The sequence below is a fragment of the Pseudomonas sp. GD04091 genome, assembly GCF_029836165.1.
Lineage (GTDB): Bacteria > Pseudomonadota > Gammaproteobacteria > Pseudomonadales > Pseudomonadaceae > Aquipseudomonas.
This window is the reverse complement of sequence record NZ_JAOEBG010000005.1, coordinates 254,807-278,505: the sequence shown is the minus strand read 5'-3', so window position 1 is coordinate 278,505 and position 23,699 is coordinate 254,807. Positions and strand designations below refer to the sequence as shown.

The 23,699-nt window shown below is 64.7% G+C and carries 26 protein-coding genes; 14 read left to right on the top strand and 12 right to left on the bottom strand.

The annotated features are described in order from the left end of the window. Nucleotide 1: 1 nt before the first annotated feature. Nucleotides 2-1,501, bottom strand: coding sequence for a tyrosine-type recombinase/integrase (locus N7422_RS09395; RefSeq protein WP_081259081.1), 1,500 nt, complete (start codon nt 1,499-1,501; stop codon nt 2-4). Next, nucleotides 1,488-2,675 (bottom strand): site-specific integrase, encoded by a 1,188-nt coding sequence (locus N7422_RS09390; protein WP_063977569.1) that lies wholly within the window; start codon nt 2,673-2,675, stop codon nt 1,488-1,490. The genes N7422_RS09395 and N7422_RS09390 overlap by 14 nt, the downstream gene beginning before the upstream one ends. On the opposite strand from N7422_RS09390, the gene ligD reads away from it, so the two are divergent. The 5 genes from ligD to N7422_RS09365 all read left to right on the top strand — a co-directional run bounded on the left by ligD (nt 2,571) and on the right by N7422_RS09365 (nt 7,686). Further along, entirely contained in the window at nt 2,571-4,535 is a 1,965-nt protein-coding gene (gene ligD, locus N7422_RS09385) for a DNA ligase D (protein WP_347815263.1), read from the top strand. The two genes, N7422_RS09390 and ligD, sit on opposite strands and share 105 nt — an antisense overlap. A 70-nt stretch (nt 4,536-4,605) precedes the next feature. Next, nucleotides 4,606-5,649 carry an acyl-CoA dehydrogenase gene (locus tag N7422_RS09380; RefSeq protein ID WP_279806298.1) on the top strand — a complete coding sequence of 348 codons (1,044 nt, stop codon included), beginning with the start codon at nt 4,606-4,608 and terminating at the stop codon, nt 5,647-5,649. Beyond that, complete coding sequence (locus N7422_RS09375) at nt 5,646-6,401, top strand: PIG-L family deacetylase (protein WP_279806297.1); 756 nt, start codon at nt 5,646-5,648, stop codon at nt 6,399-6,401. The genes N7422_RS09380 and N7422_RS09375 overlap by 4 nt, the downstream gene beginning before the upstream one ends. A gap of 11 nt (nt 6,402-6,412) precedes the next feature. Next, on the top strand, nt 6,413-7,012 hold the full coding sequence (locus N7422_RS09370) for an SAM-dependent methyltransferase (RefSeq protein ID WP_279806305.1): 600 nt from the start codon (nt 6,413-6,415) through the stop codon (nt 7,010-7,012). Further along, complete coding sequence (locus tag N7422_RS09365; protein WP_279806296.1) at nt 7,009-7,686, top strand: glycosyltransferase; 678 nt, start codon at nt 7,009-7,011, stop codon at nt 7,684-7,686. The genes N7422_RS09370 and N7422_RS09365 overlap by 4 nt, the downstream gene beginning before the upstream one ends. A gap of 106 nt (nt 7,687-7,792) precedes the next feature. Here N7422_RS09365 and N7422_RS09360 read toward each other — a convergent pair whose 3' ends face one another. From N7422_RS09360 to N7422_RS09325, 8 genes are all read right to left on the bottom strand, one after another. After that, nucleotides 7,793-8,629, bottom strand: a complete 837-nt coding sequence (locus N7422_RS09360) for a Ku protein (RefSeq protein WP_279806295.1) — start codon at nt 8,627-8,629, stop codon at nt 7,793-7,795. Between the two features lie 9 nt (nt 8,630-8,638). Then, on the bottom strand, nt 8,639-8,776 hold the full coding sequence (locus N7422_RS09355; RefSeq protein ID WP_279806294.1) for a PSPA7_2676 family Cys-rich small protein: 138 nt from the start codon (nt 8,774-8,776) through the stop codon (nt 8,639-8,641). Between the two features lie 81 nt (nt 8,777-8,857). Further along, complete coding sequence (locus N7422_RS09350; RefSeq protein ID WP_279806293.1) at nt 8,858-9,763, bottom strand: SDR family oxidoreductase; 906 nt, start codon at nt 9,761-9,763, stop codon at nt 8,858-8,860. 106 nt (nt 9,764-9,869) lie between these two features. Next, entirely contained in the window at nt 9,870-11,000 is a 1,131-nt protein-coding gene (locus N7422_RS09345; RefSeq protein WP_279806292.1) for a carboxylate-amine ligase, read from the bottom strand. Between the two features lie 7 nt (nt 11,001-11,007). Next, nucleotides 11,008-11,961 carry a class I SAM-dependent methyltransferase gene (locus tag N7422_RS09340; protein ID WP_279806291.1) on the bottom strand — a complete coding sequence of 318 codons (954 nt, stop codon included), beginning with the start codon at nt 11,959-11,961 and terminating at the stop codon, nt 11,008-11,010. Then, nucleotides 11,961-13,295 (bottom strand): iron-containing redox enzyme family protein, encoded by a 1,335-nt coding sequence (locus N7422_RS09335; RefSeq protein ID WP_279806290.1) that lies wholly within the window; start codon nt 13,293-13,295, stop codon nt 11,961-11,963. Before N7422_RS09335 ends, N7422_RS09340 begins: the two co-directional genes overlap by 1 nt. Nucleotides 13,296-13,309: 14 nt before the next feature. Further along, nucleotides 13,310-13,489 carry a hypothetical protein gene (locus tag N7422_RS09330; RefSeq protein ID WP_279806289.1) on the bottom strand — a complete coding sequence of 60 codons (180 nt, stop codon included), beginning with the start codon at nt 13,487-13,489 and terminating at the stop codon, nt 13,310-13,312. Between the two features lie 59 nt (nt 13,490-13,548). After that, nucleotides 13,549-13,740 carry a KGG domain-containing protein gene (locus tag N7422_RS09325; RefSeq protein WP_279806288.1) on the bottom strand — a complete coding sequence of 64 codons (192 nt, stop codon included), beginning with the start codon at nt 13,738-13,740 and terminating at the stop codon, nt 13,549-13,551. 254 nt (nt 13,741-13,994) lie between these two features. Between N7422_RS09325 and N7422_RS09320 the strand changes: the two genes are divergently transcribed. Together N7422_RS09320 and N7422_RS09315 are read left to right on the top strand one after the other, a co-directional pair. Further along, on the top strand, nt 13,995-15,203 hold the full coding sequence (locus N7422_RS09320; protein ID WP_279806287.1) for a Bcr/CflA family efflux MFS transporter: 1,209 nt from the start codon (nt 13,995-13,997) through the stop codon (nt 15,201-15,203). Nucleotides 15,204-15,207: 4 nt separating this feature from the next. After that, nucleotides 15,208-15,804: a TetR/AcrR family transcriptional regulator gene (locus N7422_RS09315; RefSeq protein ID WP_279806286.1), complete on the top strand. Its 597-nt coding sequence runs from the start codon at nt 15,208-15,210 to the stop codon at nt 15,802-15,804. A 35-nt stretch (nt 15,805-15,839) separates the two neighbouring features. Here N7422_RS09315 and hpaR read toward each other — a convergent pair whose 3' ends face one another. After that, nucleotides 15,840-16,262: a homoprotocatechuate degradation operon regulator HpaR gene (gene hpaR / locus N7422_RS09310; protein ID WP_279806285.1), complete on the bottom strand. Its 423-nt coding sequence runs from the start codon at nt 16,260-16,262 to the stop codon at nt 15,840-15,842. A gap of 178 nt (nt 16,263-16,440) precedes the next feature. Next, nucleotides 16,441-17,343: a 4-hydroxyphenylacetate catabolism regulatory protein HpaA gene (hpaA, locus tag N7422_RS09305; RefSeq protein WP_279806284.1), complete on the bottom strand. Its 903-nt coding sequence runs from the start codon at nt 17,341-17,343 to the stop codon at nt 16,441-16,443. A gap of 162 nt (nt 17,344-17,505) precedes the next feature. Between hpaA and N7422_RS09300 the strand changes: the two genes are divergently transcribed. The 7 genes from N7422_RS09300 to hpaI all read left to right on the top strand — a co-directional run bounded on the left by N7422_RS09300 (nt 17,506) and on the right by hpaI (nt 23,563). After that, complete coding sequence (locus tag N7422_RS09300; RefSeq protein ID WP_279806283.1) at nt 17,506-18,180, top strand: fumarylacetoacetate hydrolase family protein; 675 nt, start codon at nt 17,506-17,508, stop codon at nt 18,178-18,180. After that, nucleotides 18,177-18,956 carry a fumarylacetoacetate hydrolase family protein gene (locus tag N7422_RS09295; RefSeq protein WP_279806282.1) on the top strand — a complete coding sequence of 260 codons (780 nt, stop codon included), beginning with the start codon at nt 18,177-18,179 and terminating at the stop codon, nt 18,954-18,956. The genes N7422_RS09300 and N7422_RS09295 overlap by 4 nt, the downstream gene beginning before the upstream one ends. Next, nucleotides 18,953-20,413 carry a 5-carboxymethyl-2-hydroxymuconate semialdehyde dehydrogenase gene (hpaE, locus tag N7422_RS09290; RefSeq protein ID WP_279806281.1) on the top strand — a complete coding sequence of 487 codons (1,461 nt, stop codon included), beginning with the start codon at nt 18,953-18,955 and terminating at the stop codon, nt 20,411-20,413. The genes N7422_RS09295 and hpaE overlap by 4 nt, the downstream gene beginning before the upstream one ends. A gap of 145 nt (nt 20,414-20,558) precedes the next feature. After that, nucleotides 20,559-21,482, top strand: a complete 924-nt coding sequence (gene hpaD / locus N7422_RS09285) for a 3,4-dihydroxyphenylacetate 2,3-dioxygenase (protein WP_279806280.1) — start codon at nt 20,559-20,561, stop codon at nt 21,480-21,482. 11 nt (nt 21,483-21,493) lie between these two features. After that, nucleotides 21,494-21,904: a 5-carboxymethyl-2-hydroxymuconate isomerase gene (locus N7422_RS09280; RefSeq protein WP_279806279.1), complete on the top strand. Its 411-nt coding sequence runs from the start codon at nt 21,494-21,496 to the stop codon at nt 21,902-21,904. A gap of 7 nt (nt 21,905-21,911) precedes the next feature. Next, the gene (gene hpaH / locus N7422_RS09275) at nt 21,912-22,715 is read left to right on the top strand and encodes a 2-oxo-hept-4-ene-1,7-dioate hydratase (protein ID WP_279806278.1); all 804 of its coding nucleotides are present in this window, start codon (nt 21,912-21,914) and stop codon (nt 22,713-22,715) included. 47 nt (nt 22,716-22,762) lie between these two features. Next, nucleotides 22,763-23,563 (top strand): 4-hydroxy-2-oxoheptanedioate aldolase, encoded by an 801-nt coding sequence (gene hpaI, locus N7422_RS09270; protein WP_279806277.1) that lies wholly within the window; start codon nt 22,763-22,765, stop codon nt 23,561-23,563. Nucleotides 23,564-23,699 lie beyond the last annotated feature (136 nt).

Here is a 23,699-nt window from a genome sequence, read left to right as displayed (position 1 = left end):
TTTACTTCGCCCCCGCAATCTGATCGATATTGTCTAAAATTTGCTGAGCTCCTGAGAGCGCACGAGTGAGCTGGAGATAAGCTGGGCTTTCCGCACTGATACCAATGTCCAAAAACCTCCTAACCTGTTGTCGCATGCCGTCAACGGCCTGCAGATGAGGTTCCTTTTGCAAAGAGGGCATAAACTTTGCACATCCATAACAAGACGTTACTGGATTATAGGCACAATGGCTCTGACCTGTCTGACATAGCCCTACTCCTGCAATGAGGGAATTGCCTACGACAGCTCCTATCTGCTGATCTTCTTGCGCGTTTAGAATTTCCTCAAGAGAAGCAAATCTACCTGAAGCAATGCTTTGGAGTTTCGCATACAACTTAGATGCCCCAAGCGCCGAATTGACGAGGTCGGCTTGTTGCATGCTAGCGTGTATATAAGCTCCAGAAGTACCCGTATAGACATGACCTAAGAACTTACAAATGCTTTCGCGACTATGCCCGGCATCTGCCAATGACTGCGCTGCAGTATGACGCAACTGTGGAGCGGTACAATCCAGGTTAACTCCATAACGCCGGCAGAAAGCCTTGGCTTCCGCCCAAAGAGCCGTAGAGTTGGTTGCTTCGAATAGTCGTTTTCTGCCTGCAGCTTTTGCAGACTCCCACAGTCTTTTTACTATCTGGACCCACTCTGGTTTAACCTGACGAACAATTTCAAATTGCTGCTCATCACGCTGCTTGGCTGCGTGAAACGAAACAATGCAAGCACTTTCATCATTTGCATCCTTAAAAAATCTTACATGCTCAGTATCCAAGCACAACACCTGCACAGGTCGAACACCGTGTTGATATATAAACACCAAAGCGGCCGCCCCTTCTAAATATTCATTTTCGACTTCAGCACTCCATGCTTCTGCATCTAATGATCTTACAATATCTGCCTGCAAGCTTATATTTACAAGTTCTTCCCGACTTATAAGGGTGTTCTTCCTGCGTGCCATTCCTGCATTTGCATGGGTATTCAAGCTACGAACTAGACTTAGGGCCCTCCCATTCCAATGCCCCACCTCAGCATCGCAAGCCATTTTAAGGAGACGTTTCATAACACCTGAAAAAGATGAGTCTGTGACATGCTCATTCCAAGCATTTCTTAGCTCTTCCGCAGGGGTCGTAACCAGCGTACAAACACTCTCCCATTTGCGGACCAATAACCTTGCAGCACGATGAAGACTACTAGGACTTTGATGCCCAGACGTCAACATTGCTAGCCTTCTCTGCAAAGCGCCCGCGGAGCCGCTCGCGAATGAAATCGATTCAGCACCCCCTTTATAACTGAACTTCCACTCATTTTCGTCAGCCTCAACCACATAAGTAACATCAGTGTACTTATCGTAAAGAGAAATAATTGCTGGCGGCAGTGGCCAGGCCCATTCGAGAATAAAAGTTTCAGCACTACTTCCCGCACAATTCACGGTAGTTGAAGCGCTCTTACCCTTATATGCTCTCATGTTGAATATCTCGCAACGCGCTTATTTTTAAGTCAAATAGCCGACCCCACGCCTGCATGAGATCTTCTTGAATTGCTGCGCGGGCATAATGCTCTGGCATAGCCGAATTTACGGACCAGCCAAAAAATGCACGCATACGCTGGAACGTAAGTTCCCTGTCTTGTTCACAATCCATGAACGTCGCGTAATATGCTGTTGCGCAGGTATGCCGAAGATCATGGGGGGATATATGTGCCTTTCCGCCTGTGCGATCACTGAATTTTTTTAATGCCTTGGGTGAGATTGCGCCTGACAGTGCGTGGAAAATCTTGGTTACAGCCTCAGCAGATAGAGGAGCTCCTGTAGCCGCTGTAAAAGCGTAGCCGTGCTCTGACGAGTCGTATCTGCTCTCGGCTATGTACTGTTGATAAAGGTTTGCAAGTTCCGGCGAAATTGGTACTTGCCTATGTGCCTGCTCAGTTTTCATGCTTGGGGCAGTAGATCGGGTTTCAGATTCTGTCCCGGCCGTAACGTCCAGCCAATACACAACCTCTTGAGACTTCGTATCTACGTCAGATTTGAGAGCATCACAAGTCAGCAGCATCAACTCGCTGCGCCTGAGTCCTACCAGCAGAAGCATGTTAAGGATCAGCCAATTCCTGTTCTTAATGCGCACACCTTGGAAGGGGTTTCGATCTGAAGCAGGATTTCCAACCTCAAGCAGATCAAACAATGTGCTCGCTGGAATCGAGCGGATAAACCTTACCCGCCCCCTCTGAGGCTTTCTCATCCTTCCCATCGCAGACAAGGTCGATCGAAGAGAACGCCATGCTTCGCACGAAGCTGATCGATGAGAGGCCAGGTGCACCATGAACCTTCTGACAGCATCCCATCGCTGAACAGCCGTTGTTGAGTAGTTTTTGGCGGATGTCAGATTCAGATAAAACGCCTCCACCAACTCCTGCGTTCTGGCCGCATCACGGCTACTCACAGCTGAATCGAACGAATCAACCCCGTACCGGTCATCACAGAAAGAGTAGAAAACATCTATGTGACGCAGGGTTGTCTTACGGGTGTTCTCCGCTAGGGCATGTCCTTGATTACTCAGGGACCACACGGTTGCCCAAAACCTAGGGAGCATGCGATGAGGATCAACGATGACGAGGTCGGGCAACGCACCAGTTTTAACCATCATGAAAGCCACCGATCACTGAGTGTGAATCATTTGAGGAGACCCCATCCCATTGAGCTTAGATCGCAACAGGCCGGCAGGTGCCTATTAAAGTTCGACGGCTACCGCATCCTCGCCCGGCTCGACGGTGACGACGTGCGCCTGTTCACCCGCAACGGCCATGACTGGAGCGCGAAGATGCCGCGCCAGGTCGAGGCGCTCAAGGCGCTGGGGCTCGCTTCGGCATGGCTGGATGGCGAAATGGTGGTGGTCGACGACAACGGCGTGGCCGACTTCCAGGCCTTGCAGAACGCCTTCGACACCGAGCATGACGAACGCATGACTTACTTCCTGTTCGACCTGCCCTACCTGGGCGGCAAGGACCTGCGCCAGCTGCCGGTACAAGCGCGGCGAGCCACCCTCGCCCGGCTGCTGGAGCACAACGTCTGCGACCGGCTCAGGTTTTCCGCAGATTTCGACAAACCGGTCGATGCGCTGCTCGACAGCGCCTGCCGCCTGGCGCTCGAAGGCCTGATCGGCAAGCGCGACGGCAGTCCCTATCAGGGCCGGCGCAGCAGTGACTGGGTCAAGCTCAAGTGCAAGCAACGCCAGGAATTCGTGATCGTCGGCTATACCGAGCCCAAGGGCAGCCGCCACGCCTTCGGCGCCCTGCTGCTTGCCCTGCACGACGACAGCGGTGAACTGCGCTATGCCGGCAAGGTCGGCACCGGCTTCAGCACCGCGACCCTGGACAGCCTCCATGCCCGGCTCAAAGCGCTGGAGACCGACAAGCCGCCACTGCCCAGCCCCCCCACAGGTGCCGAGAGCCGGGGCGTGCACTGGCTCAAGCCACGACTGCTGGCCGAAGTCGCCTACGCGCAGATGACCCGCGACGGCGTGGTGCGTCATTCGGTATTCCACGGCTTGCGCGACGACAAACCCGCCACCGCCATAGGCCTGGAGCGCACCATGTCCGACAGACCCGCTGCGAAAGCGCGGCCCGGCAACCTGGGCGAATTGCGCCTCACCCACCCTGACCGGGTGATCGACGCCAGCAGCGGCACGACCAAGCGCCAGGTCGCCGAGTATTACGCCCAGGTCGCCAACTGGTTGCTGCCCCAGCTCAAGAATCGGCCCGTGGCACTGGTTCGTGCGCCCGAGGGCCTGGCCGGCGAGCTGTTCTTCCAGAAGCACGCCGGCCAGCTGCACATCCCCAGGCTGATCAGCTACAGCAAGGCCCAGGCCGGTCAGGCGGCGATCGTGCTCAACTGCGCCGACAGCCTGCTGGGCGCGGTGCAGATGAACGTGCTCGAACTGCACACCTGGAACGCCACCGACAAGGATTTCGACAGGCCCGACCGTTTCGTCCTCGACCTGGACCCTGACCCGGCGCTGCCGTGGAAAGCCATGCTCGAGGCCACCCAGCTGACCCTCACCCTGCTCGACGAACTGGGGCTGAAGGTGTTTCTCAAGACCAGCGGCGGCAAGGGCATGCACTTGGTCGTGCCACTCATCCGCAGGGCCGGCTGGGATGAGGTGAAGGCCTTCAGCCACGCCCTCGTCGAGCACATGGCCGGGCTGTTCCCGGATCGCCTCAGCGCGGTTTCCGGGCCAAAGAACCGCGTGGGCCGAATCTTCATCGACTACCTGCGCAACGGCAAAGGCGCCACCACCGTGGCCGCCTATTCGCTGCGCGCCCGCGAAGGCCTGCCGGTTTCGGTGCCGATCTGGCGCGAAGAGCTGGTCCGGCTCAAGGGCGTCAACCAGTGGCACATCGGCAACCTGCACCAGCGGCTGGCCGAGGCAGACGACCCCTGGGCGGACATGGCCGCAACCCGGCAATCGATCACCGCGCGCATGCGCAAGCAGCTGGGGATCGCCTGATGGCGCCGCGGTTGCGCGTGCGCCCCATGCCTGCATGGGCGCACGCAAACACTCAAGGGGAGCCGCTTCGATGAGCATCGTCCAGGACTTCGACCTGACCAACCTCGACCGCCTGCTGCGCCGCTTCGGTACCCGTGCGCAGGCCATCGACCTCGATACCTTGCTGCCGGAGCTGTTGCAGGCGCTGCAGGCCGATCATCTCGATCTGCTCCCCCTGCCAGGCCAGGGCCAGACGCTCAAGCGCTGGCAGACCCTGGCCCGGGTTGCCGGTTGCGACCTCGCCCTGGCCAAGCTCTACGAAGGCCATACCGACGCCCTGGCGATCCTCGCCGAGTGCGGCGCGGCCCATCGTGCCGCGGATGGTATCTGGGGGGTATGGGCCGCCGAACCGCCGGATGCCCGGGCACGCATTGTCGAGCGTCATGGCGACCAGGTGCGCCTGCAGGGGCGCAAGGCTTGGTGTTCGGGCGCCCTGCAGATCGACCGGGCGCTGATCACCGCCTGGGACCTCGAACAACGGCCACAGTTGGTGGCCATCGAGCTGTCGGATCCCAGCCAGCGTATCCACGCCGATCACTGGCAGGCGGTGGGCATGGCCACCACCACCAGTGTGACCCTTGAGTTCGAAGACACGCCGGGGCTGGCCGTCGGCGCGCCGGGCCAGTACCTGGAGCGATCGGGATTCTGGCACGGTGGCGCCGGCATCGCCGCCTGCTGGTATGGCGCCGCCGAGGCCCTGGCCGACTACCTGCGCGAGCACTGCCGCAAGCCCCGGCCCGATCCACACGCCGACGCCCATCTGGGAGCGGTCGATGCCGCCCTGGTCGGTGCCCGCGCCGCCCTTCGCGAGTGTGCCGCCTGGATCGACCGGCAGCCACGCGCCGATGCCGCTTTCGAGGTACGCCGCGTGCGCGCCCAGGTCGAGCAGGCTGTCGAGCAGGTGATCCACCACGTCGGCCGGGCATTGGGCGCCACTCCATTTTGCCGCAGCGGCCATTTCGCCAGGCTCAGCGCCGATCTGCCGGTGTACCTGCGCCAGAGCCACGCCGAACGCGACCTGGCCGAGCTGGGCCGGCAGGTGACCGAGATGCCGGCGGGAGCGTGGCAGCTATGAACGACAACCTGATTCAGGCCTGCCAGGGCACGCCGTGGAGCGACTGGCAGCACTGCGCGCACCTGGCACGGGCCGCCTGGCTCAGCCCCGAACAGCTGTGTCCGCCCGGCCGCCGCGTGGTGCTGGTGGCGCCGCACCCGGACGACGAGATCCTCATGGCCGGTGGCCTGTTGACCGGCTTTGCCGGGCGCGAACAGGATCTGCTGCTGATTTCCGCCACCGATGGCGAGCGCAGTCATCCGCACTCCCCGCACTGGACCGAGCACCGCCTGCGCCACCAGCGCCCGCTGGAGAGCCGGCACGCCTTGCGCCAGCTGGACCTGGACCTCAACCGCCTGGACTGGCGACGGCTCAACCTCAGGGATGGCGCACTGCCCCGCGACGAAGCCTTCCTGGTCAACCATCTCAACCAGTTGCTCAAGCCCGACGACCTGGTGCTGACCACCTGGCGCGGCGACGGTCATTGCGATCACGAAGCGGTAGGTCGCGCCTGTGCCCAGGCCGCCCAGGTCCGTCGCGCGCAACTGGCCGAAGTGCCGGTATGGGCCTGGCACTGGGCCGCTCCGGGCGACCCGCGCCTGCCCTGGTCGCGGGCTCGCCGCGTGGCACTCGACGAAGCGCGCCTGGCGCGCAAGCGCCAGGCCCTGGCTGCCCACGTCAGCCAGCTGCACGCGGATGGCGAGCGTCCACCGATCTTGCCTGTGCGCCTGCAGGAATGCCTGCTGCAACCTTTCGAACTGATCTTTCTTTGAGCACCGTGACCATGAGCCTCGACGCGCAGTATTTCGCCGACCTGTATGCCCACAGCGAAGACCCTTGGGCCTTTCGCAGCCGCTGGTACGAACGGCGCAAGCGGGAGCTCACCCTCGCCTGCCTGCCACGCCAATGCTTCGCGCGGGTGTTCGAGCCGGCCTGCGCCAATGGCGAACTGAGCGTCCTCCTGGCCGAGCGCTGCGCCAGCCTGCTGTGCCAGGACATCGATCCCACCGCGGTGGCCCTGGCCCGTCAGCGTCTGGCCGGTATCGACCATGCGGCCGTCGAACAGGGGCATCTGCCGGGCGACTGGCCGGGCGGGCGGTTCGACCTGATCGTGCTCAGCGAGATCGGCTACTACCTGGACCCTGCGCAGTGGCGGCAGGTGATCGAGCAAGCGGTGTCCAGCCTCGACTGCGACGGCGGGCTGCTCGCCTGCCACTGGCGTCACCCGATCGCCGGTTGTCCGCAGGACGGAGGCGAAGTCCACGCGCTGCTGGCCAGGCACCTGCCGCTATACCCGCAGTTGCGCCACGAAGAGGCGGACTTCCTGCTCGAATACTGGTCGTGCCAGCCGAGCGTGGTCGATCTCGACGAGCGCTGCTCATGATCGCCGTGGTCATCCCCGCCCATAACGAGGCACGGCGCCTGGGGCACTGCCTGAAAGCCGTGAAGGCCGCCGCCGCGCTCGCCGAGTCCGATGGCTCGACGGTGGAGATTCTGGTGGTGCTTGACCGCTGCACCGACGCCAGCCTGGCCATAGCGCACCGCCACGGCGTGGCGACACTCCAGCTGGACGCCGGCAATGTCGGTATCGCCCGCCGCGCGGGAGCCGCATCGATGCTCGAACGCGGCGCGCACTGGCTGGCCTTCACCGATGCCGACAGCCGCGTGCCAGTGCACTGGCTGCGGTCTCAGTTGCAATGGCATGCCGATGCCGTGTGCGGCACCGTGCATATCGAGCGCTGGCAGGCCTGGCAGAGCGCCGCGCTGCGGCAGTTGTACCGCAGCCGTTACCAGGCGCGCGAGGGCCACCGGCATATCCATGGCGCCAACCTCGGGGTCTGCGCGAGGGCCTATGAGCGGGTCGGTGGGTTTCAACCGTTGCCGGCCCATGAAGATGTGCAACTGGTCCTTGCCCTGGAAGCCAGCGGCGCGCAGATCGTCTGGACCGCCATGCACAGCGTTGCCACCAGCAGTCGGCGCGATAGTCGGGCGAGACAGGGATTCGGCGATTACCTGAGCGGGCTGGAAGGACGTGAAGACGCGCATGACGGCGGGTGACGGCGGGGGGCGCTGCGCTGCTTTCTCCAAGGCATCGCGCCTGCAGAACAGCATGTGAATCCAGCTCATCCTGCAGGCAGTTGAGCGCAAACCCCACTGCACGAGATCAGGACGCCTTGCGCGAACGCTTCGCCGCCGGTTTCTTCGGCTTGGCCTTGCCACCGAGGCTGCGCTTGAGCAGCTCGGTCAGGTCGATGATGTCCGCGCCCTTCTCCGTCCCTTCGCCATCGCCCTTCTCCACCGTCTCGATCTTGCCCTTGCTGGCTTTCTCCTCCACCAGGTCGAGGATGGTCTGGCGAAACGCGTCGTGGTACTCGTCGGGCCGCCACGGCCCACTCATGTCCTCGACCAGGCGCCTGGCCATGGCCAGTTCGCGCTTGTCGAGCTTGCTGGCGGTCACGCTCTGCTCCAGTTCAAGTGTCTCGATGCCGCGCACCTCTTCGGGCCAGCGCAGGGTGATCAGCACCAGCGCCGCTTCAAGCGGGCGCAACAGCGCCAGGTGCTGGCGGGTGTGCAGCACCACGGTGGCCAAGGCCACCTTGCCGGTGCTTTCCAAGGTCTCGCGCAGCAAGGCGTAGACCTTGCCGCCACGGCGGTCGGGGCTCAGGTAGTAAGGGGTGTCGAACTGTTGCAGGGGGATTTCGCCGGCATCGACGAAGGAAAAGATATCGATGGTCTGGGTCGCCTCCGGGCGGGCCTTGCGGATCTCATCTTCACTGATCACCACATAGCGGCCTTTCTCGTACTCGACACCCTTGACGATGTTGTCCTTGTCGATTTCCTTGCCGGTCACCTTGTTCACCCGCTTGTAGCCGACCGGTTCCATGCTGCGCTTGTCCAGCCAGTCGAAATCCACACGCTCGCTGCGCACGGCGGTGTTCAGCGACACGGGGATGTGCACCAGGCCGAAGCTGATCGCGCCTTTCCAGATTGCCCGGGCCATGCTCGGCTCCTACGCATCGTACGGTTGGCCGGGCTGGCTGTAGCGCAGTGCGCCACAGCGTTCGCAACACTGGCATTGGAGGCCGGCGATCTCATGGGTCAGCAGGCTGCGCCACTGGCAGCCCCGCAGCAGGCAGGCAAGTTTCATCGTCCACCTCCTTGGCCCGACAAATGCGGGCTCCTATTGCAACTGACTGCACGCCGCCGCGAAGGTTTACTTCATGTTTGGCTAGGGCAACGGATTGCCGCCGGTGACGCCAAACACTTCGCCGGTGATATAGCTCGATTCCTGGCTGGCCAGCAGCACGTACAGAGGCGCGCATTCGGCGGGCTGGCCGGGGCGTTTCATCGGCGTGTGCCCACCGAAGTCGGGGATCTTTTCCGCTGGCTGGCCGCCGCTGGGTTGCAATACCGTCCATATCGGCCCGGGGGCCACCGCATTGACACGGATCCCGCGTTCGATCACCTGCTTGGCCAAGGCTTTGCTGAACGCGACGATGGCCGCCTTGGTGGTGGCGTAGTCGAGCAGCGTTGCCGACGGCTGATAGGACTGGATCGATGCCGTGTTGATGATGGTCGCCCCGGCTGGCATCAGTGGCACCGCGGCCTGGCACAGCCAGAACAGCGCGTAGACGTTGGTCTTGAGCGTGTCGTCGAACTGCTCGTGGGTGATCTGGCCGATGTCCTTGCGCGCCACCTGCTTGCCGGCGACGTTGACCAGGATGTCGAGCCCGCCGAGCTGTTCATGGGCCTGGTCCACCAGTTCGGCGCAGAACCGCGGATCCTTCAGGTCGCCGGGCAGCGCCACTGCCTTGCGGCCCTCGGCCTCGATCAGCCGGACCACTTCGCGGGCGTCGCGTTCCTCGATGGGCAGGTAGTTGAGGGCAATGTCGGCGCCCTCGCGGGCGAAGGCGATGGCCACGGCCCTGCCGATGCCCGAATCGGCACCGGTTATCAGTGCCCGACGCCCGGCGAGACGGCCAAAGCCCTGGTAGGTGGTCTCACCGTGATCGGGCTTGGGCTGCATCTGCGCGTCCAACCCAGGAGCGGGCTGGCCCTGGGCGGGAAATGGCGGGTGCGGGTATTGGGTCAAGGGGTTCTGCAAGGTGAACTGGTCGTGAGGCTTGCTGGGCATGACGGTACTCCTGGGGGAAGGATGACCTCGCTCTGTGCGAACGGTCCTGGTGCTCCGTGATGAAGGCCATAGCGGTTTCGAGGCGGGGAACCCGTCGCAGGTTTGTTCAGACTGCCGTGGACACCGACAGGTGGTCGTCCTGCACCTGGGCCACCACCGCCCGCAGCGCCTGTCGGCTGTCCAGCGCCAGCGAGCGTGCCCGCGCGAACGCCGCCAGCTGTCGATCGGCACTGGTGCCTTCACGCAGGATGCGCCGGGCATGCATCGACGCCCGCTCGGCATCGGCGCTATCGGGCGGGTACAAGCCGTGCAACTGTGCCAGCCAGCCTTCGGCATTCACGTCGGCCTCTGCGTGCACGCCGATGAAGGTGCCGTGACGACCATGGCGCAGTGCCCGCCAGTAGTTTTCCTGGGTGATCCAGCGCAGTTCGCGACTCACCGGCCTGGGCGCGGGATGGCAGTCGGCGCAGTGCTCGACCAGATGCCGGAACAACCCGGCAATGGCCAGGGCATCCTCCAGCCGCGGGCAGCCGTCGCAGATGCGCAACTCGACCGTGGGAAACCGTCGCGACGGGCGGATCGCCCACCAGAAGTCGCCGTCCTCGGCCAGCGTGCCGGTACGCTGCAACAATGCCCGGTAGCGCTGGTAGGCGCTCCAGTCGGCCAGGGGTTCTGGCAGGCCCATGTGCGGCCACTCGCCACAGATCACTCGCCGATAACTCATGTAGCCGGAGTCCTGGCCACCCCAGAACGGTGAAGAGGTGCTCAGCAGCAGGAACAGCGGCAACCAGTACAGCAAGCGGTTGATCAGTTGCATGCGGTCCACCCCGGCCGGCACGCCGACATGCACGTGCAGACCGTTCAACAGGCTGCGCCGGGCGACCCGTTGGTAGTCGTCGAACAGCTGGCGATGGTGGGCAGTGTCCCGTGGGTGCTGGCGCAGCCACTGGGCGCTGGGGTGGCTGGCCGCGCCGTAGAGACCGGCGCCCTCGCTGGCCAGCGCCTCGCGCAGCCGTTCGCGGTGCTCGAGCAGAAACCCGCGGGCCTGGTGCAGCGAGTCGAAATCCGGAGAGACCACCTCGATCTGGCTGCGGAACATCTCTTCGGCGAAATGCGGCCCCAGCGCTTGGCGGCAGCGACGCGCCACCGCCGCCGACGGCGTGGCCAACACCCGTGCGCTGGCAAGGTCGATCAGCAGGTATTCTTCTTCGATGCCGAACGTGCAAGACCGCGCCATGGCGGCGTCAGCCCTGCCGGGTGACAGTCAGGACCACGGCCGCGATGCGCTCGACCTGCTCGTAGCCTGGCTCGAGCAGTTGCTCGCCGAACACGTCCGGGTCCAGTTCCCGGTATGCCCAAGCGAACGCGCGTCCGGCCAGGCGCAGGCGGATAGCCTGGAGCAGGGCATCGCGTCCGTCGACGATCGCGACACCGCTGTACAGCAGCAACGTGCCGCCGGGCGCCAGGCGTTCGCAGGCCTGCTCGACGATCCGCAGCGACAGCGCCGCGCCCAGGGCTCCCCCACCATGGCGGTACACCCGCTGCCTGGCGTCGAGCATGTAGGGCGGGTTGGCGACGATGAAGTCGAAGGTGCCGGTGATGCCGTCGAGCAGGTCACTGGGCTCGACCGATACATTGGACACGCCGGCCAGGGCGGCATTGATGGCGGTGTAGCGCAGGGCCAGCGGGTTGATGTCCACGGCGCTGACCTGGGCCCGTGGCGCCGCACGGGCAATCAGCAGGGCCCCGATGCCAGTGCCGCAGCCGATATCGACGGCGTGCCGCACCTGACCTGGGCCGTGCCGCAGGTGATCGCGGATGACCTGGGCGAAACGGTAGCTGTCCGGGCCGAAGAACACCGCGTCGCTGCCATCGGTGGGCCAGGCGGAGTGGACCAGCAGCAGATCGTCCAGGCTGGACCAGCGCACCCGGCTGCGCCACAACGCTCCTTGCGCCTCCAGGACGCCCGCGGTGTCCAGCGAGTTCAGCTCGTCGGCGCTGATCAGCGAAGGCGAGAAGGGTCGGCTCCAGCCGAACACGTCCCGCAGGGTGTGGGCCCGCCGCGCATCCGCCCGGGCATTGACCCGGGCCTGGGTGGCCGGGGTCACGCAAGTGAAGCGGTAGCCATCGGCGTGCAGGCGCCGGCCCAACCGCAGCAGGGCTTCGTCGGCGCGGATCTGGTCCTGGTCGAGCAGCATCAGCGCGGACCTCCCTGGTTCAGTCCGGTGGCCTGGATGAAGTCGCGGGTGGCGCGCAGCCCTTCGGGCTCGGCGTGTCGATTGCCGGCCATGGCGTCGATCAATGCGGCAATGTCCATCGTCGGCGCCGCGCTGGGCGGTTGATCTTCCAGGGCCAGAGCGTTCTCCCACTGCCCGGGCGGCACGCGACGAACCTTCCCGCCCTGCCAGCTGCCGGCGATCCAGTCATGCCAGAGCTGCTTCTCAAAGGCACTGAACACGCCGAACATGGCCGCCGCCGGCCCATCGATCAGTGACCAGAAGCGGCTGCGAGCAGGATCCGTGTCGCGTATTACCCAGCCCTGGGCCTGCAAGGCTTCGAGGAACCGGGGCAGTGCGTCGGGCTCGGCAAGCCACTGGTTGATGGTCCGCCCCTGCAGACGGCAGCGGTCGGAATGCATGAGTCGCCCATACAGGCGCTTGCGCTCCAGCGCAGCGAGCAATTCGCCCTGCAGGTCGAACGTGGCGATCAGCGATGGCGTGTCGATGCCCAGGTCATTGAGCCGGTAGCCCAGCCTGACCCGTTCGTAGAATCCTGGCCCTTGGTCCCGCGCCAACAGCCTGAAACTCTCCAGCGAGCGTCGGGCGTGGCCGCTGGCGGCGTTGTCGATGGTGACGTGAAGCTGGAAATAATGGGCATCGATGCCCAGCTCGGCCAGCTCGTGGGTGGTGATCAGCAGGTGCAGCGGTGGCTGTTCGTAGCCCAGGTTGTAGCCGATCACTTCGGGCAGGAAACGCTCGCAGTGCTGTCCCAGGGCCAACTGCACGGTGCCCTGCAGGTAACGCGCAGGCGCCAGCGGCAGGCCGTGCAGGCAGCCCAGTCGGCTGAGCAGGCGCTGATAGATCAGCACATGGTTGCAGCGTGGCGCGCCATCGCCCAATTCCTCCAGGAAGGTGCGGATCAGCCCATGGAAGCGCGGGTCGCCCCAGTGTCGCAAGCTGCCGTGCAGCCAGGCGCCGTCGACCGCCTTGGTCGGCGCGACCTGTTGCAGGAACCACAGGGCCTGGGCGCGCGTGGCGAAATAGCGCCGTGGCGCCCCGTGCCGGCGCTGTTGCAGATAGACCGAATGGCCGAGGGCCACCCCGGCCGCATGGTCGGCCGCCCACTGGGGTAGATCGGCGGGGTCATCCGGCAGGTCGTCGTCCTGTGTGCGAACTCGGCTCAGCTGTTCCTCCAGCCAGGTTTCGGCCGCAAAGCCACGCCCTTCCAGCAAGGCGCGATAGCGATGCTCCAGTCCATCGCTGGCGTTCTGGGCCGTCGCCGAATACGCGGTGCCACGTGTCGTCGCCACCATGCCAGACACCTCGCTCAGGGATTCTGCGGCTTGGTTTCAGGGGACGGATTGCTGGTCGGTGGATTGGGTTGCTGCATCTGCAGCGATGGCTTGCTCTGATCGGCATCCTTCGCCGGGTGATCGGTGTCGCGGTCGAAGCAGCCACCGAGCAGGCTCAGGCTGCCCAGCAGGCAGATCAAGGGCATGGTGCGCATGGGATTCTCCTTCGCCGGTAAACGCAGTGCCAGGCGGCCCCGGCACTGCATGGCCTCACTTACGTGCGACCGCCTTTGCGGTCGGACTCGGGCTGACGGTTACCACCGCCGGAGCTTTGCCCGCCCTTACGGCCGGCTTCGGAAGCTTTCTCGCGGTCGTTGGCGAAATTGCCAGGGTTCTTCGATCCACCCTGGCTGCCGGTTTTGCCGCTGTCCTGCCGACCGGTCATGTTGCTGTCTCTGTTGGCCATGGTTGCAAAAACCTCATGTGGCTTCAGGAATGCACGGCTGTGCGCCGTACATGGATTGGGAGTACGGCGATAAAGGCGGATTCGGTTTATTCCGCGCGGATCGGACCGGTGGCGCTAAACAAGCGGTATCCGTGTATCTGGGGCGCAAGTGGAAGCTGCGTTGACCCCACTGGGCGATTGGTCTACTCTCGCAAACCTACCGATCGGTAGGTAGTCCTGATGGACTTTGTTTTCATCCAAGAGATTCACGTGCCATGCCCGCTTCCAACCTGCGCTTCGCCGCCTCCCTCGCCCTGATCGGCGCCCTCGGCCCCTCGGCCATCGACATGTACCTGGCCAGCCTGCCGGAGATGGCGCGCGAGTTCGCCACCGGCTATGGCCAGGTGCAGTTGACCTTGACCGTGTTCCTGCTGGCCATGGGGGCTGGCCAACTGCTGTTCGGGCCGCTGGTGGACGCGTTGGGGCGACGCCGCCCGCTGCTTGCGGGGCTGGTGGTGTTCAGCGCGGCCTCGCTGGCCGCGGCTGCAGCCCCGTCGCTGGATCTGTTGCTGCTGGCACGTCTGGTTCAGGGCCTGGCCAGCGCCTTGACGCTGGTGGTGATCATGAGCATGGTCCGTGACACCGCCGAGGGCGCGCGGGCGGCGCAGATCTTCGCGCTGTTGATGACCATCGAAGGCCTGGCTCCGATCCTCGCCCCGGCGCTCGGTGGCCTGGTCGACGCGGCCTATGGCTGGCGGGCGATCATGCTGGTGCTCGCCGGCCTGGGCCTGCTGACCCTGCTCAACTCGACGCTGGCGCTCGACGAGACCTTGCCAGCGGCGCAGCGGGTCCGCCTGGCACCGGCCACGGTGTGGCGCACCTATGCACGCATCGCCGCGGACAGCGCGTTCCTGCGCCCCGCCCTGGCGCTGTCGGCGGTGTTCTTCTTCCTGTTCGCCTACATTGCCGGCTCGGCCTATGTGTACCAGCAGCATTTCGGCCTCTCCAGCGCGCACTTCGGCCTGTTGTTCGGTGGCTGCGGCGTCGCCATCCTGCTGGGCGCCGCGTTGTCGGGGCACTGGGTGACCCGACATGGCGTCGCCCGCGTGGCCTGGTGGGGGGCGCTGTGCATGGGCGCTGGCGCGCTGCTGATGGTCGGCGCGGGCGTGGCGGACGGCGGGCTGGCACCGATGCTCGGCGGCGTGGTGCTGGCGCTGTTCGGCCTGGGCATCTGCGAAGCCACCCTGATGGCCCTGGCGATGTCTTCGCAGCAGCGCGACGTCGGCTCCACGGCGGCCCTGCTCGGTGCCCTGCAGTTGGTGATCTCGTCCAGCGCCACGCCGTTGGCCGGCCACCTGGCCACCCTCGGGCCGTCCGCCTGGGCCTGGTTGCTGGCGATCGCTGCCCTGGTCATCGTCGGTTTGACCCGCGCGGCCGTGGCAAAGACAATCAGCGCCTCGAATTACCGCGTCAATCCGGAGTGATGCCTTGAAAGCCCTGACCCCTTCCGCCGCGCGAATCTGCGAGCATGCCGTCGATCATTTCGCCGAACACGGCTACGACGGCTCGTCGCTGAACGAGATCGCCGCCCTGGCGGGCATGCGCAAGGCCTCGCTGTACGCGCATTTCGCCAACAAGGACGCGCTGTTCGTCTGCGCCTTCGAACGGGCGCTGGCGCAAGAGACCGACTACGTCCAGGCCGGGTTCCGCCATGAAGCGGCAGGCCGCGAGGCTCCAGGGCACTGGCATCCGCTGCACCTGGCCGAGCGCTATGCCGCATCGGCCAACCTGCGCTTCGTGCTGCGCACGGCATTCCTGCCGCCGGCGCCGATCCGCGCGATCGTTACCAGCGGCTTCGAGCACTACCTGGAGCAGATCCGCCAGGGCTTCTGCCAGGCCCTGCGTGAGCGGCACGCCTGGGCCCGTGGCGATGGCAACAAGCTGGAACTGTATGGCGACGCTTATCTGGGGATCATCGACAGCCTGCATGTGGAGCTGTTGTACGCGAACCCGGCGGTGTACGCGCGACGAGCGGCTTCACTGCTGAAGATTCTCGATGACTCACTGCATCTTGCCGGCCTGTAGCTGGGGCCCCGCAGTGGATTCAAGGGCCCTGTCGCTCAGGGCCTGACCTTCTTCAGCTCGTTCAACAGCGCCATCAATTGCTCCAGCTTGTCCGCGCCGAACTGGCGCTGGATCTCCTGGTAGTTGCGCTCCATCTCCTCGCTCATCGCCAGGAACGCCTGCTGCCCGCGCACGGTCAGGCTGATGAAGATCCGCCGCTGGTCTTCCGGCGACTTGCGCCGGCCCACCAGGCCGTCGCGCTCCAGGCGCTTGAGCACGCCGCTCATGCTCGGCTTGAGGATGCAGGCCAGGTCCGCCAGCTGGTGGCTCTCCAGCTCGCCCTGCTGGCGCAGGATGCGGATCACCCGCCATTGCTGTTCGGTCAGGTCATGGGCATTGAGCGCCGGGCGAAAGAACGCCATGGTCGCTTCGCGGGCCTGCAGCAGGGTCAACGTCAGGGAAGGTCTTGGGTTGGTCATCAGGATAAGGCACTGGTTTCATTAAGATATTAATAAAGTGAAATACATTTTCACCTGTGCTGTCCAGCACCTGTGAAAAGTACCAGCGCTTCTGCCAAACGCCCATTCTCCCGTTGCCGGCGCGATTGCACGATTTGCCTGAAGCCGGTCGCCTGGAGTTGCCCGCCGCATGTCCCTTTCAACGCAACGCCGCCTGGCGCTGGCGGTACTCCCCAGGCGTCATCCGCGCATGGCGCTGGAAGAACCGACTGAAGTACGCCGGGTCCTTGAACCCCAGGCGGTAGCAGATCTCGTTGGCCGAACCGCCGGTGTACAGCAGCAGCCGCCGCGCTTCCTGCATCAGCCGTTCGAACACCAGACGCTTGGAGGGCAGGTCGGCCATGCGCCGGCACACGTCGTTCAGCCGCGCCTCGGTCACGCCCAGGGCTGCCGCGTAGGCCGGCAGCGTCCAGTGATCGAGGTAGTGATGCTCGATCAGCTCGTTGAAGCGATGGAACAGTTGCAGGTCCTCGTGCCGTGCGGGCATCGCTTCCAGCGAGTTGGCGCACAGGCGCAGCAGGCTGATCATCACCAGGCGAGCCAGGTCCTGCACTGCGGTACCCTGCCCCGCCTGAGCCTGGCCAAGCTCGCCGCCGAGCAGGTCGAACAGTTGCTCGAGGCGTTGCACTTCTTCGGCCGCCGCGCCGCGCAGGTGGCCAAGCGCGACGCAGGCCGGCTGCAGGCGTGGCCCGCCCGCAAGCCCAGGCTCGGCCTGCAGCAGTTGCCAGACCAACTGCTGGCGCACGGTCAACACATGGCCATCGGAGTCAGCCTCGGTCACGAAGGCATGCGGAATGGTCGGCGGTGTCAGGAAGAACATCGGCCCGGACTCGTGATAGCGCTGGTCGTCCAGGTACACCCGCACACTGCCGCTTTTCACGTAGTGCACCTGGAAGAAGCGATCGTGGCGGTGCACCGGCATGTTTCGGCCAAAGAAGCCGGCCAGGTTGCCAAGCCGGTCGTAGTGCACCTCGCTGTCGCTGTAGCGCTGGTCGTACACCTGACCGATGTTGATGTTGGGGATCGGCTGTCGCTCTTTCATTGTTGTTCTCGCAGCGGTGAAACGCGCCGGGGAAACCATCGTAGCACCACCGGCCAGCGGCGAATGCCTTGACGATCGTTAACATATTAAGTATAACGTTAACACATTAACAAAAACACCTTGAAGCGCCCCCGGTCGCTTCGCTCACCGCAGGAGAAAAGCATGAGCCGTGCCTTGCATGAGGTCGCCAGCGGCAGCCTGTTCGGCGTCGCCCTGAACTATCAGGGCCTGCTGCAACAGCATCTGGCGTCCTTCCACGAAGCGCCGTACCAACAGCCACCGGTCAAGCCTGTGCTGTTCATCAAGACCCCCAACACCCGTAACGGACATGCCCGGCCAGTCACCTACCCTTCGGGAGTCGAACGCCTGCAGCCTGGCCCGGCGTTGGGTGTGGTGATCGGCAAGGACGCCAGCCGCGTCAGCGTCCACAACGCCCTGGACCATGTACTGGGCTACACCGTCGTCAACGAATTCAGCCTGCCCGAAGACAGCTACTACCGCCCCGCGGTCAAGGCCAAGTGCCGCGACGGTTTCTGCCCCCTCGGCCCGCAGCTGGTACCGGCGGCGCAGGTCGGCAACCCCGACGCGCTGGGCATCCGCCTGTGGGTCAACGGCGAGCTGCGCCAACAGAACAACACCGCCAACTGCGTGCGCGGCGTGGCGCAGTTGATCGCCGAGATCAGCGAGTTCATGACCCTGCATGCCGGCGACGTGCTGATCACCGGTACCCCGGAGGGCCGCGTCGATGTGCTGCCCGGCGACCGCGTGACGGTCGAGATCGACGGCCTGGGCCAACTGACCAACCCCATCGTCGCCGAACAAGGACTCGCCCCATGAAGCACGCTCGTATCCAGTTCGACGGCCAGGTTCACCAGGTCACCGTCGAAAACGACCAGCAACTGCGCCTGGCCGATGGCCGCCTGGTCCACGCCAGCCAGGTCACCTGGCTGCCGCCGGCCACCGGCAACATGTTCGCCCTTGGCCTGAACTACGCCGACCATGCCGCCGAACTCGCCTTCACCCCGCCCACCGAGCCGCTGGCCTTCATCAAGTCGCCGGGCACCTACACCGGGCACGACCAGGTCACCTGGCGCCCGGACAACGTCAGGTACATGCATTACGAGTGCGAGTTGGTGGCGGTGATCGGCAAACCGGCGCGCAACGTCCGGCGCGAGGATGCCCTCGGCTACCTGGCCGGCTACACGGTGTGCAACGACTACGCCATCCGCGACTACCTGGAGAACTACTACCGCCCCAATCTGCGGGTGAAGAACCGCGACGCCACCACCCCGGTCGGCCCGTGGATCGTCGACACCGCGGATGTGCCGGACCCGTCGAACCTGAAGTTGCGCACCTGGATCAACGGCGAGCTGAAACAGCAAGGCACGACCGCCGACATGATCTTCGACATCCCCTACCTGATCGAATACTTCTCCAGCTTCATGACCCTGCAGCCAGGCGACATGATCGCCACCGGCACCCCGGAAGGCCTGGCCGACGTGCTGCCGGGCGACGAAGTGGTGGTGGAGGTGGAAGGCGTCGGCCGCCTGGTCAACCGAATCGTCAGCGAAGCCGAGTTCTTCGCCCGCAAAGCACAAGAGGCATCAGCATGATCAAGCACTGGATCAACGGCCGCGAAGTCGAGAGCCGCGACACGTTCATCAACTACAACCCGGCCACCGGCGAAGCCATTGGCGAAGTCGCCAGCGGCGGCGCCGAGGAAGTCGCCCAGGCGGTGGCCGCGGCCAAGACAGCTTTCCCGAAATGGGCCAACACCCCGGCCAAGGAGCGCGCCCGACTGATGCGCCGCCTGGGTGAGCTGATCGACCAGAACGTGCCGCAGCTGGCCGAACTCGAGACCCTGGACACCGGCTTGCCGATCCACCAGACGCGCAATGTGCTGATCCCCCGCGCCTCGCACAACTTCGAGTTCTTCGCCGAAGTGTGCACGCGCATGGATGGCCACAGCTACCCGGTCGACGACCAGATGCTCAACTACACCCTGTACCAGCCGGTGGGCGTATGCGCTCTGGTGTCGCCGTGGAACGTGCCGTTCATGACCGCCACCTGGAAGACCGCGCCGTGCCTGGCCCTGGGCAACACCGCAGTGCTGAAGATGAGCGAACTGTCGCCACTGACCGCCAACGAACTGGGCCGCCTGGCGGTCGAGGCCGGCATTCCCGCCGGCGTGCTCAACGTGATCCAGGGCTACGGCGCCACCGCCGGCGACGCCCTGGTGCGCCACCCGGACGTGCGCGCCATCTCGTTTACCGGCGGGACCGCCACCGGCAGGAAGATCATGCAGACGGCCGGTCTGAAGAAGTACTCCATGGAACTGGGTGGCAAGTCGCCGGTGCTGATCTTCGAGGACGCCGATCTGGAGCGCGCGCTGGACGCCGCGCTGTTTACCATCTTCTCGCTCAACGGTGAGCGCTGCACCGCCGGCAGCCGCATCTTCATCCAGGAGAGCGTGTACCCGCGGTTCGTCGCCGAGTTCGCCGCCCGCGCCAAGCGCCTGGTGGTCGGCGACCCGACCGACCCGAAGACCCAGGTCGGCTCGATGATCACCCAGCAGCACTACGACAAGGTCACCGGCTACATCCGTATCGGCCTCGAGGAAGGCGCACGGCTGGTGGCCGGCGGCCTGGAGCGTCCGGCGGGGCTGCCGGCGCACCTGGCCAAGGGCCAGTTCATCCAGCCCACCGTGTTCGCCGACGTGAACAACAGGATGCGCATCGCCCAGGAGGAAATCTTCGGCCCGGTGGTCTGCCTGATCCCGTTCAAGGATGAAGCCGAGGCGCTGCAGCTGGCCAACGACACCGAGTACGGCCTGGCGTCGTACATCTGGACCCAGGACATCGGCAAGGCCCATCGCCTGGCCCGCAGCATCGAGGCGGGCATGGTGTTCATCAACAGCCAGAACGTGCGTGACCTGCGTCAGCCCTTCGGTGGGGTGAAGGGTTCGGGTACCGGGCGCGAAGGTGGGCAGTACAGCTTCGAGGTCTTCGCCGAGATCAAGAACGTGTGCATATCCATGGGCAGCCATCACATTCCGCGCTGGGGCGTGTAAAGCGGGGGCTGCTGCGCAGCCCATCGCCGGCAAGCCGGCTCCCACAGGCATCATCGGACGCTGTGGGAGCCGGCTTGCCGGCGAAACGAGGGCGCAGCCCTCGCCATGGACACCAAGAACAACAACCTTCAACAGGAGACATACCATGGGCAAACTCGCTCTCGCCGCCAAGATCACCCATGTGCCCTCGATGTACCTGTCCGAACTGCCCGGCCCGCGCCAGGGCTTTCGCCAGGCGGCCATCGACGGCCACCACGAGATCGGCCGGCGCTGCCGCGAACTGGGCGTGGATACCCTCGTCGTGTTCGACACCCACTGGCTGGTCAACGCCAACTACCACATCAACTGCGCCGCGCACTTCGAAGGTCTGTACACCAGCAACGAACTGCCGCACTTCATCGCCAACATGACCTACGGTTTTCCCGGCAACCCCGAGCTGGGGCGAATCCTCGCCGAGGAATGCAACCGCCTGGGCGTGGAGACCATGGCCCATGACGCCACCACCCTGGCCCCGGAATACGGCACCCTGGTACCGATGCGCTACATGAACGCCGACCAGCACTTCAAGGTGATCTCGGTCTCGGCGCTGTGCACCTCGCACTACCTCAACGACAGCGCCCGCCTGGGCTGGGCCATGCGCAAGGCGGTCGAGGAGCACTACGACGGCAACGTCGCGTTCCTGGCCAGCGGCTCGCTGTCGCACCGCTTCGCCCAGAACGGCCAGGCGCCGGACTTCGCCACCAAGGTGTGGAGCCCGTTCCTGGAAACCCTCGACCACCGGGTGGTGCGCATGTGGCAGGACGGCGACTGGGCCGACTTCTGCGCAATGCTGCCGGAGTACGCGGTCAAGGGCCACGGCGAAGGTTTCATGCACGACACCGCCATGCTGCTCGGTGCCCTGGGCTGGTCGGACTACGACGGCAAGGCCGAAGTGGTCACGCCGTACTTCGGCTCCTCCGGCACCGGCCAGATCAACGCGATCTTCCCGGTCACCCCGCAGGACGGCGCAGCTCTCCCCGCCGCCCAGGCCTCGAACCCGGCAGGCGTCGTTTCCGCCAGCCGCCTGTAAGGAGTGACGTCATGCCCCATCTGGTCCTGCTCTACAGCCCGGATATCGAAGCCGACAGCGATATGCCCGACCTGTGCCGCGCCCTGGCCGAGTGCATGCTCGAGCAACGCGACGAGCACGGTCGCCAGGTGTTTCCCACCGGCGGCACCCGCGTACTGGCCTATCCGGCCGCCCACGCGGCCATCGCCGACGGCCAGGGCGACTACGGCTTCGTCTACGCCAACCTGCGCATGGGCAGCGGCCGCAGCGCTGCGGTGCACAAGCAGGTGGGGGACGCGTTGCTGGCAGTGCTGCGCCGACACCTGGACGACGTGCTGCAACGCCGCCCGGTCGGCGTGACCGTGCAGATCGATGAAAGCCAGGCGCAGGTGTACGACGCCAAGCACAGCAGCCTGCACCCCCTGTTCAACCGTCAGCCCTGAGGTTCCCATGCTCGACGCCCGTATCATCCAGCAAGCCGCCGCCCGCCTCGACCAGGCCGAGCGCTGCCGCGAGCAGGTCGGCCAGTTTTCCCTGGAACACCCCTCGATCAGCATCGAGGACGCTTACGCCATCCAGCGCGCATGGGTTGCGCAGAAGATCAAGGACGGCCGCAAGCTGGTCGGCCACAAGATCGGCCTGACCTCCCGGGCCATGCAAGTCTCGTCGAACATCACCGAGCCGGACTACGGCGCGCTGCTCGACGACATGTTCTTCGAGGAAGGCAGTGATATTCCCTTCGAGCGCTTCATCGTGCCCAGGGTCGAGGTGGAGCTGGCCTTCCTGCTCGGTAAACCGCTCAAGGGGCCGGACGTGACCCTGTTCGACGTGCTCGAGGCCACCGAGTGGGTGATACCGGCCCTGGAGATCATCGACGCGCGTATCCAACAGCTCGACCCGGTCAGTGGCGTCACCCGCAAGGTGTTCGACACCATCTCCGACAACGCCGCCAATGCCGGCGTGGTCATGGGCGGGCGCGCTGTCCGCCCGGGGGATATCGACCTGCGCAAGGTGCCCGCGGTGCTGTACCGCAACGGGGTGATCGAGGAGTCGGGCGTGTCGGCGGCGGTGCTCAACCACCCGGCCAAGGGCGTGGCCTGGCTGGCGAACAAGCTGGCGCCGTATGACGTGGGCCTCGAAGCCGGCCAGGTGATCCTCGGTGGCTCCTTCACCCGTCCGGTGGCCGCCCGCCCCGGCGACACCTTCCATGTCGACTACGACCAGCTCGGCTCGATCGCCTGCCGGTTCGTCTGATGCCCGCTCCCACACAGCCCCGTATCCCGAGCCACCGAGGACCGCCCATGGACATGCCCATCAACACCTTCAAGCAACGCCTGCGCAGCGGCCAGGCACAGATCGGCCTGTGGCTCGGCCTGGCCAATCCCTACTGCGCCGAGCTTGCCGCCAACGCCGGCTTCGACTGGCTGCTGCTCGACGGCGAGCACGCCCCCAACGACCTGCGCAGCCTGCTCGGCCAGCTGCAGGCCGTGGCGCCCTACCCGGCCCAGCCAATCGTGCGTCCGGTGCTCGGCGACACTGCGCTGATCAAGCAATTGCTGGATATCGGCGCCCAGACCCTGCTGGTGCCCATGGTCGAAAGCGCCGAACAGGCCCGGCAACTGGTGCGGGCCATGCATTATCCACCTCACGGCGTGCGTGGCGTCGGCAGCGCCCTGGCGCGCGCGTCGCGCTGGAACAGCATTGCCGACTACCTGGACGTGGCCGACGAACAGGTGTGCCTGCTGGTGCAGATCGAGAACCGCGAGGGCTTGGCCAACCTCGATGAAATCTGCGCCGTCGACGGCGTCGACGGTGTTTTCATCGGCCCTGCCGATCTCAGCGCCGCCATGGGCCACCGGGGCAATCCGGGGCACCCGCAGGTGCAGACGGCCATCGAGGACGCCATCGTGCGTATCAAGGGCGCCGGCAAGGCTGCCGGGATTCTCAGTGCCGACGAGAAGCTGGCACGGCGTTACATCGACCTGGGCGCGGCGTTCGTCGCGGTCGGGGTGGATACCACGGTGCTGATGCGCGGGTTGCAGGGGTTGGCCGGCACGTTCAAGGAAAGCGCCGGGGTAACGGCTCAGGGCGGGGTCTACTGAACGGAGCTGGCAGCCTCGGTCAAGATCGCGGCAGCCACAGGCAAGACACCTACCGCGCGTTAGGCGCTCAATGACCGGCAACAGACAGCGCTTGTGCAAGCCCTGCATTTCAATAATTCCAACAATACCTACTGTC

What these genes read in the sequence shown, in the direction of transcription:
- N7422_RS09395 (WP_081259081.1), bottom strand. Translation starts at nt 1,501, where the DNA reads ATGAGAGCATATAAGGGTAAGAGCGCTTCAACTACCGTGAATTGTGCG.
- ligD (WP_347815263.1), top strand. Translation starts at nt 2,571, where the DNA reads ATGTCCTTGATTACTCAGGGACCACACGGTTGCCCAAAACCTAGGGAG.
- N7422_RS09390 (WP_063977569.1), bottom strand. Translation starts at nt 2,675, where the DNA reads ATGATGGTTAAAACTGGTGCGTTGCCCGACCTCGTCATCGTTGATCCT.
- N7422_RS09380 (WP_279806298.1), top strand. Translation starts at nt 4,606, where the DNA reads ATGAGCATCGTCCAGGACTTCGACCTGACCAACCTCGACCGCCTGCTG.
- N7422_RS09375 (WP_279806297.1), top strand. Translation starts at nt 5,646, where the DNA reads ATGAACGACAACCTGATTCAGGCCTGCCAGGGCACGCCGTGGAGCGAC.
- N7422_RS09370 (WP_279806305.1), top strand. Translation starts at nt 6,413, where the DNA reads ATGAGCCTCGACGCGCAGTATTTCGCCGACCTGTATGCCCACAGCGAA.
- N7422_RS09365 (WP_279806296.1), top strand. Translation starts at nt 7,009, where the DNA reads ATGATCGCCGTGGTCATCCCCGCCCATAACGAGGCACGGCGCCTGGGG.
- N7422_RS09360 (WP_279806295.1), bottom strand. Translation starts at nt 8,629, where the DNA reads ATGGCCCGGGCAATCTGGAAAGGCGCGATCAGCTTCGGCCTGGTGCAC.
- N7422_RS09355 (WP_279806294.1), bottom strand. Translation starts at nt 8,776, where the DNA reads ATGAAACTTGCCTGCCTGCTGCGGGGCTGCCAGTGGCGCAGCCTGCTG.
- N7422_RS09350 (WP_279806293.1), bottom strand. Translation starts at nt 9,763, where the DNA reads ATGCCCAGCAAGCCTCACGACCAGTTCACCTTGCAGAACCCCTTGACC.
- N7422_RS09345 (WP_279806292.1), bottom strand. Translation starts at nt 11,000, where the DNA reads ATGGCGCGGTCTTGCACGTTCGGCATCGAAGAAGAATACCTGCTGATC.
- N7422_RS09340 (WP_279806291.1), bottom strand. Translation starts at nt 11,961, where the DNA reads ATGCTGCTCGACCAGGACCAGATCCGCGCCGACGAAGCCCTGCTGCGG.
- N7422_RS09335 (WP_279806290.1), bottom strand. Translation starts at nt 13,295, where the DNA reads ATGGTGGCGACGACACGTGGCACCGCGTATTCGGCGACGGCCCAGAAC.
- N7422_RS09330 (WP_279806289.1), bottom strand. Translation starts at nt 13,489, where the DNA reads ATGCGCACCATGCCCTTGATCTGCCTGCTGGGCAGCCTGAGCCTGCTC.
- N7422_RS09325 (WP_279806288.1), bottom strand. Translation starts at nt 13,740, where the DNA reads ATGGCCAACAGAGACAGCAACATGACCGGTCGGCAGGACAGCGGCAAA.
- N7422_RS09320 (WP_279806287.1), top strand. Translation starts at nt 13,995, where the DNA reads ATGCCCGCTTCCAACCTGCGCTTCGCCGCCTCCCTCGCCCTGATCGGC.
- hpaR (WP_279806285.1), bottom strand. Translation starts at nt 16,262, where the DNA reads ATGACCAACCCAAGACCTTCCCTGACGTTGACCCTGCTGCAGGCCCGC.
- hpaA (WP_279806284.1), bottom strand. Translation starts at nt 17,343, where the DNA reads ATGAAAGAGCGACAGCCGATCCCCAACATCAACATCGGTCAGGTGTAC.
- N7422_RS09300 (WP_279806283.1), top strand. Translation starts at nt 17,506, where the DNA reads ATGAGCCGTGCCTTGCATGAGGTCGCCAGCGGCAGCCTGTTCGGCGTC.
- N7422_RS09295 (WP_279806282.1), top strand. Translation starts at nt 18,177, where the DNA reads ATGAAGCACGCTCGTATCCAGTTCGACGGCCAGGTTCACCAGGTCACC.
- hpaE (WP_279806281.1), top strand. Translation starts at nt 18,953, where the DNA reads ATGATCAAGCACTGGATCAACGGCCGCGAAGTCGAGAGCCGCGACACG.
- hpaD (WP_279806280.1), top strand. Translation starts at nt 20,559, where the DNA reads ATGGGCAAACTCGCTCTCGCCGCCAAGATCACCCATGTGCCCTCGATG.
- N7422_RS09280 (WP_279806279.1), top strand. Translation starts at nt 21,494, where the DNA reads ATGCCCCATCTGGTCCTGCTCTACAGCCCGGATATCGAAGCCGACAGC.
- hpaH (WP_279806278.1), top strand. Translation starts at nt 21,912, where the DNA reads ATGCTCGACGCCCGTATCATCCAGCAAGCCGCCGCCCGCCTCGACCAG.
- hpaI (WP_279806277.1), top strand. Translation starts at nt 22,763, where the DNA reads ATGGACATGCCCATCAACACCTTCAAGCAACGCCTGCGCAGCGGCCAG.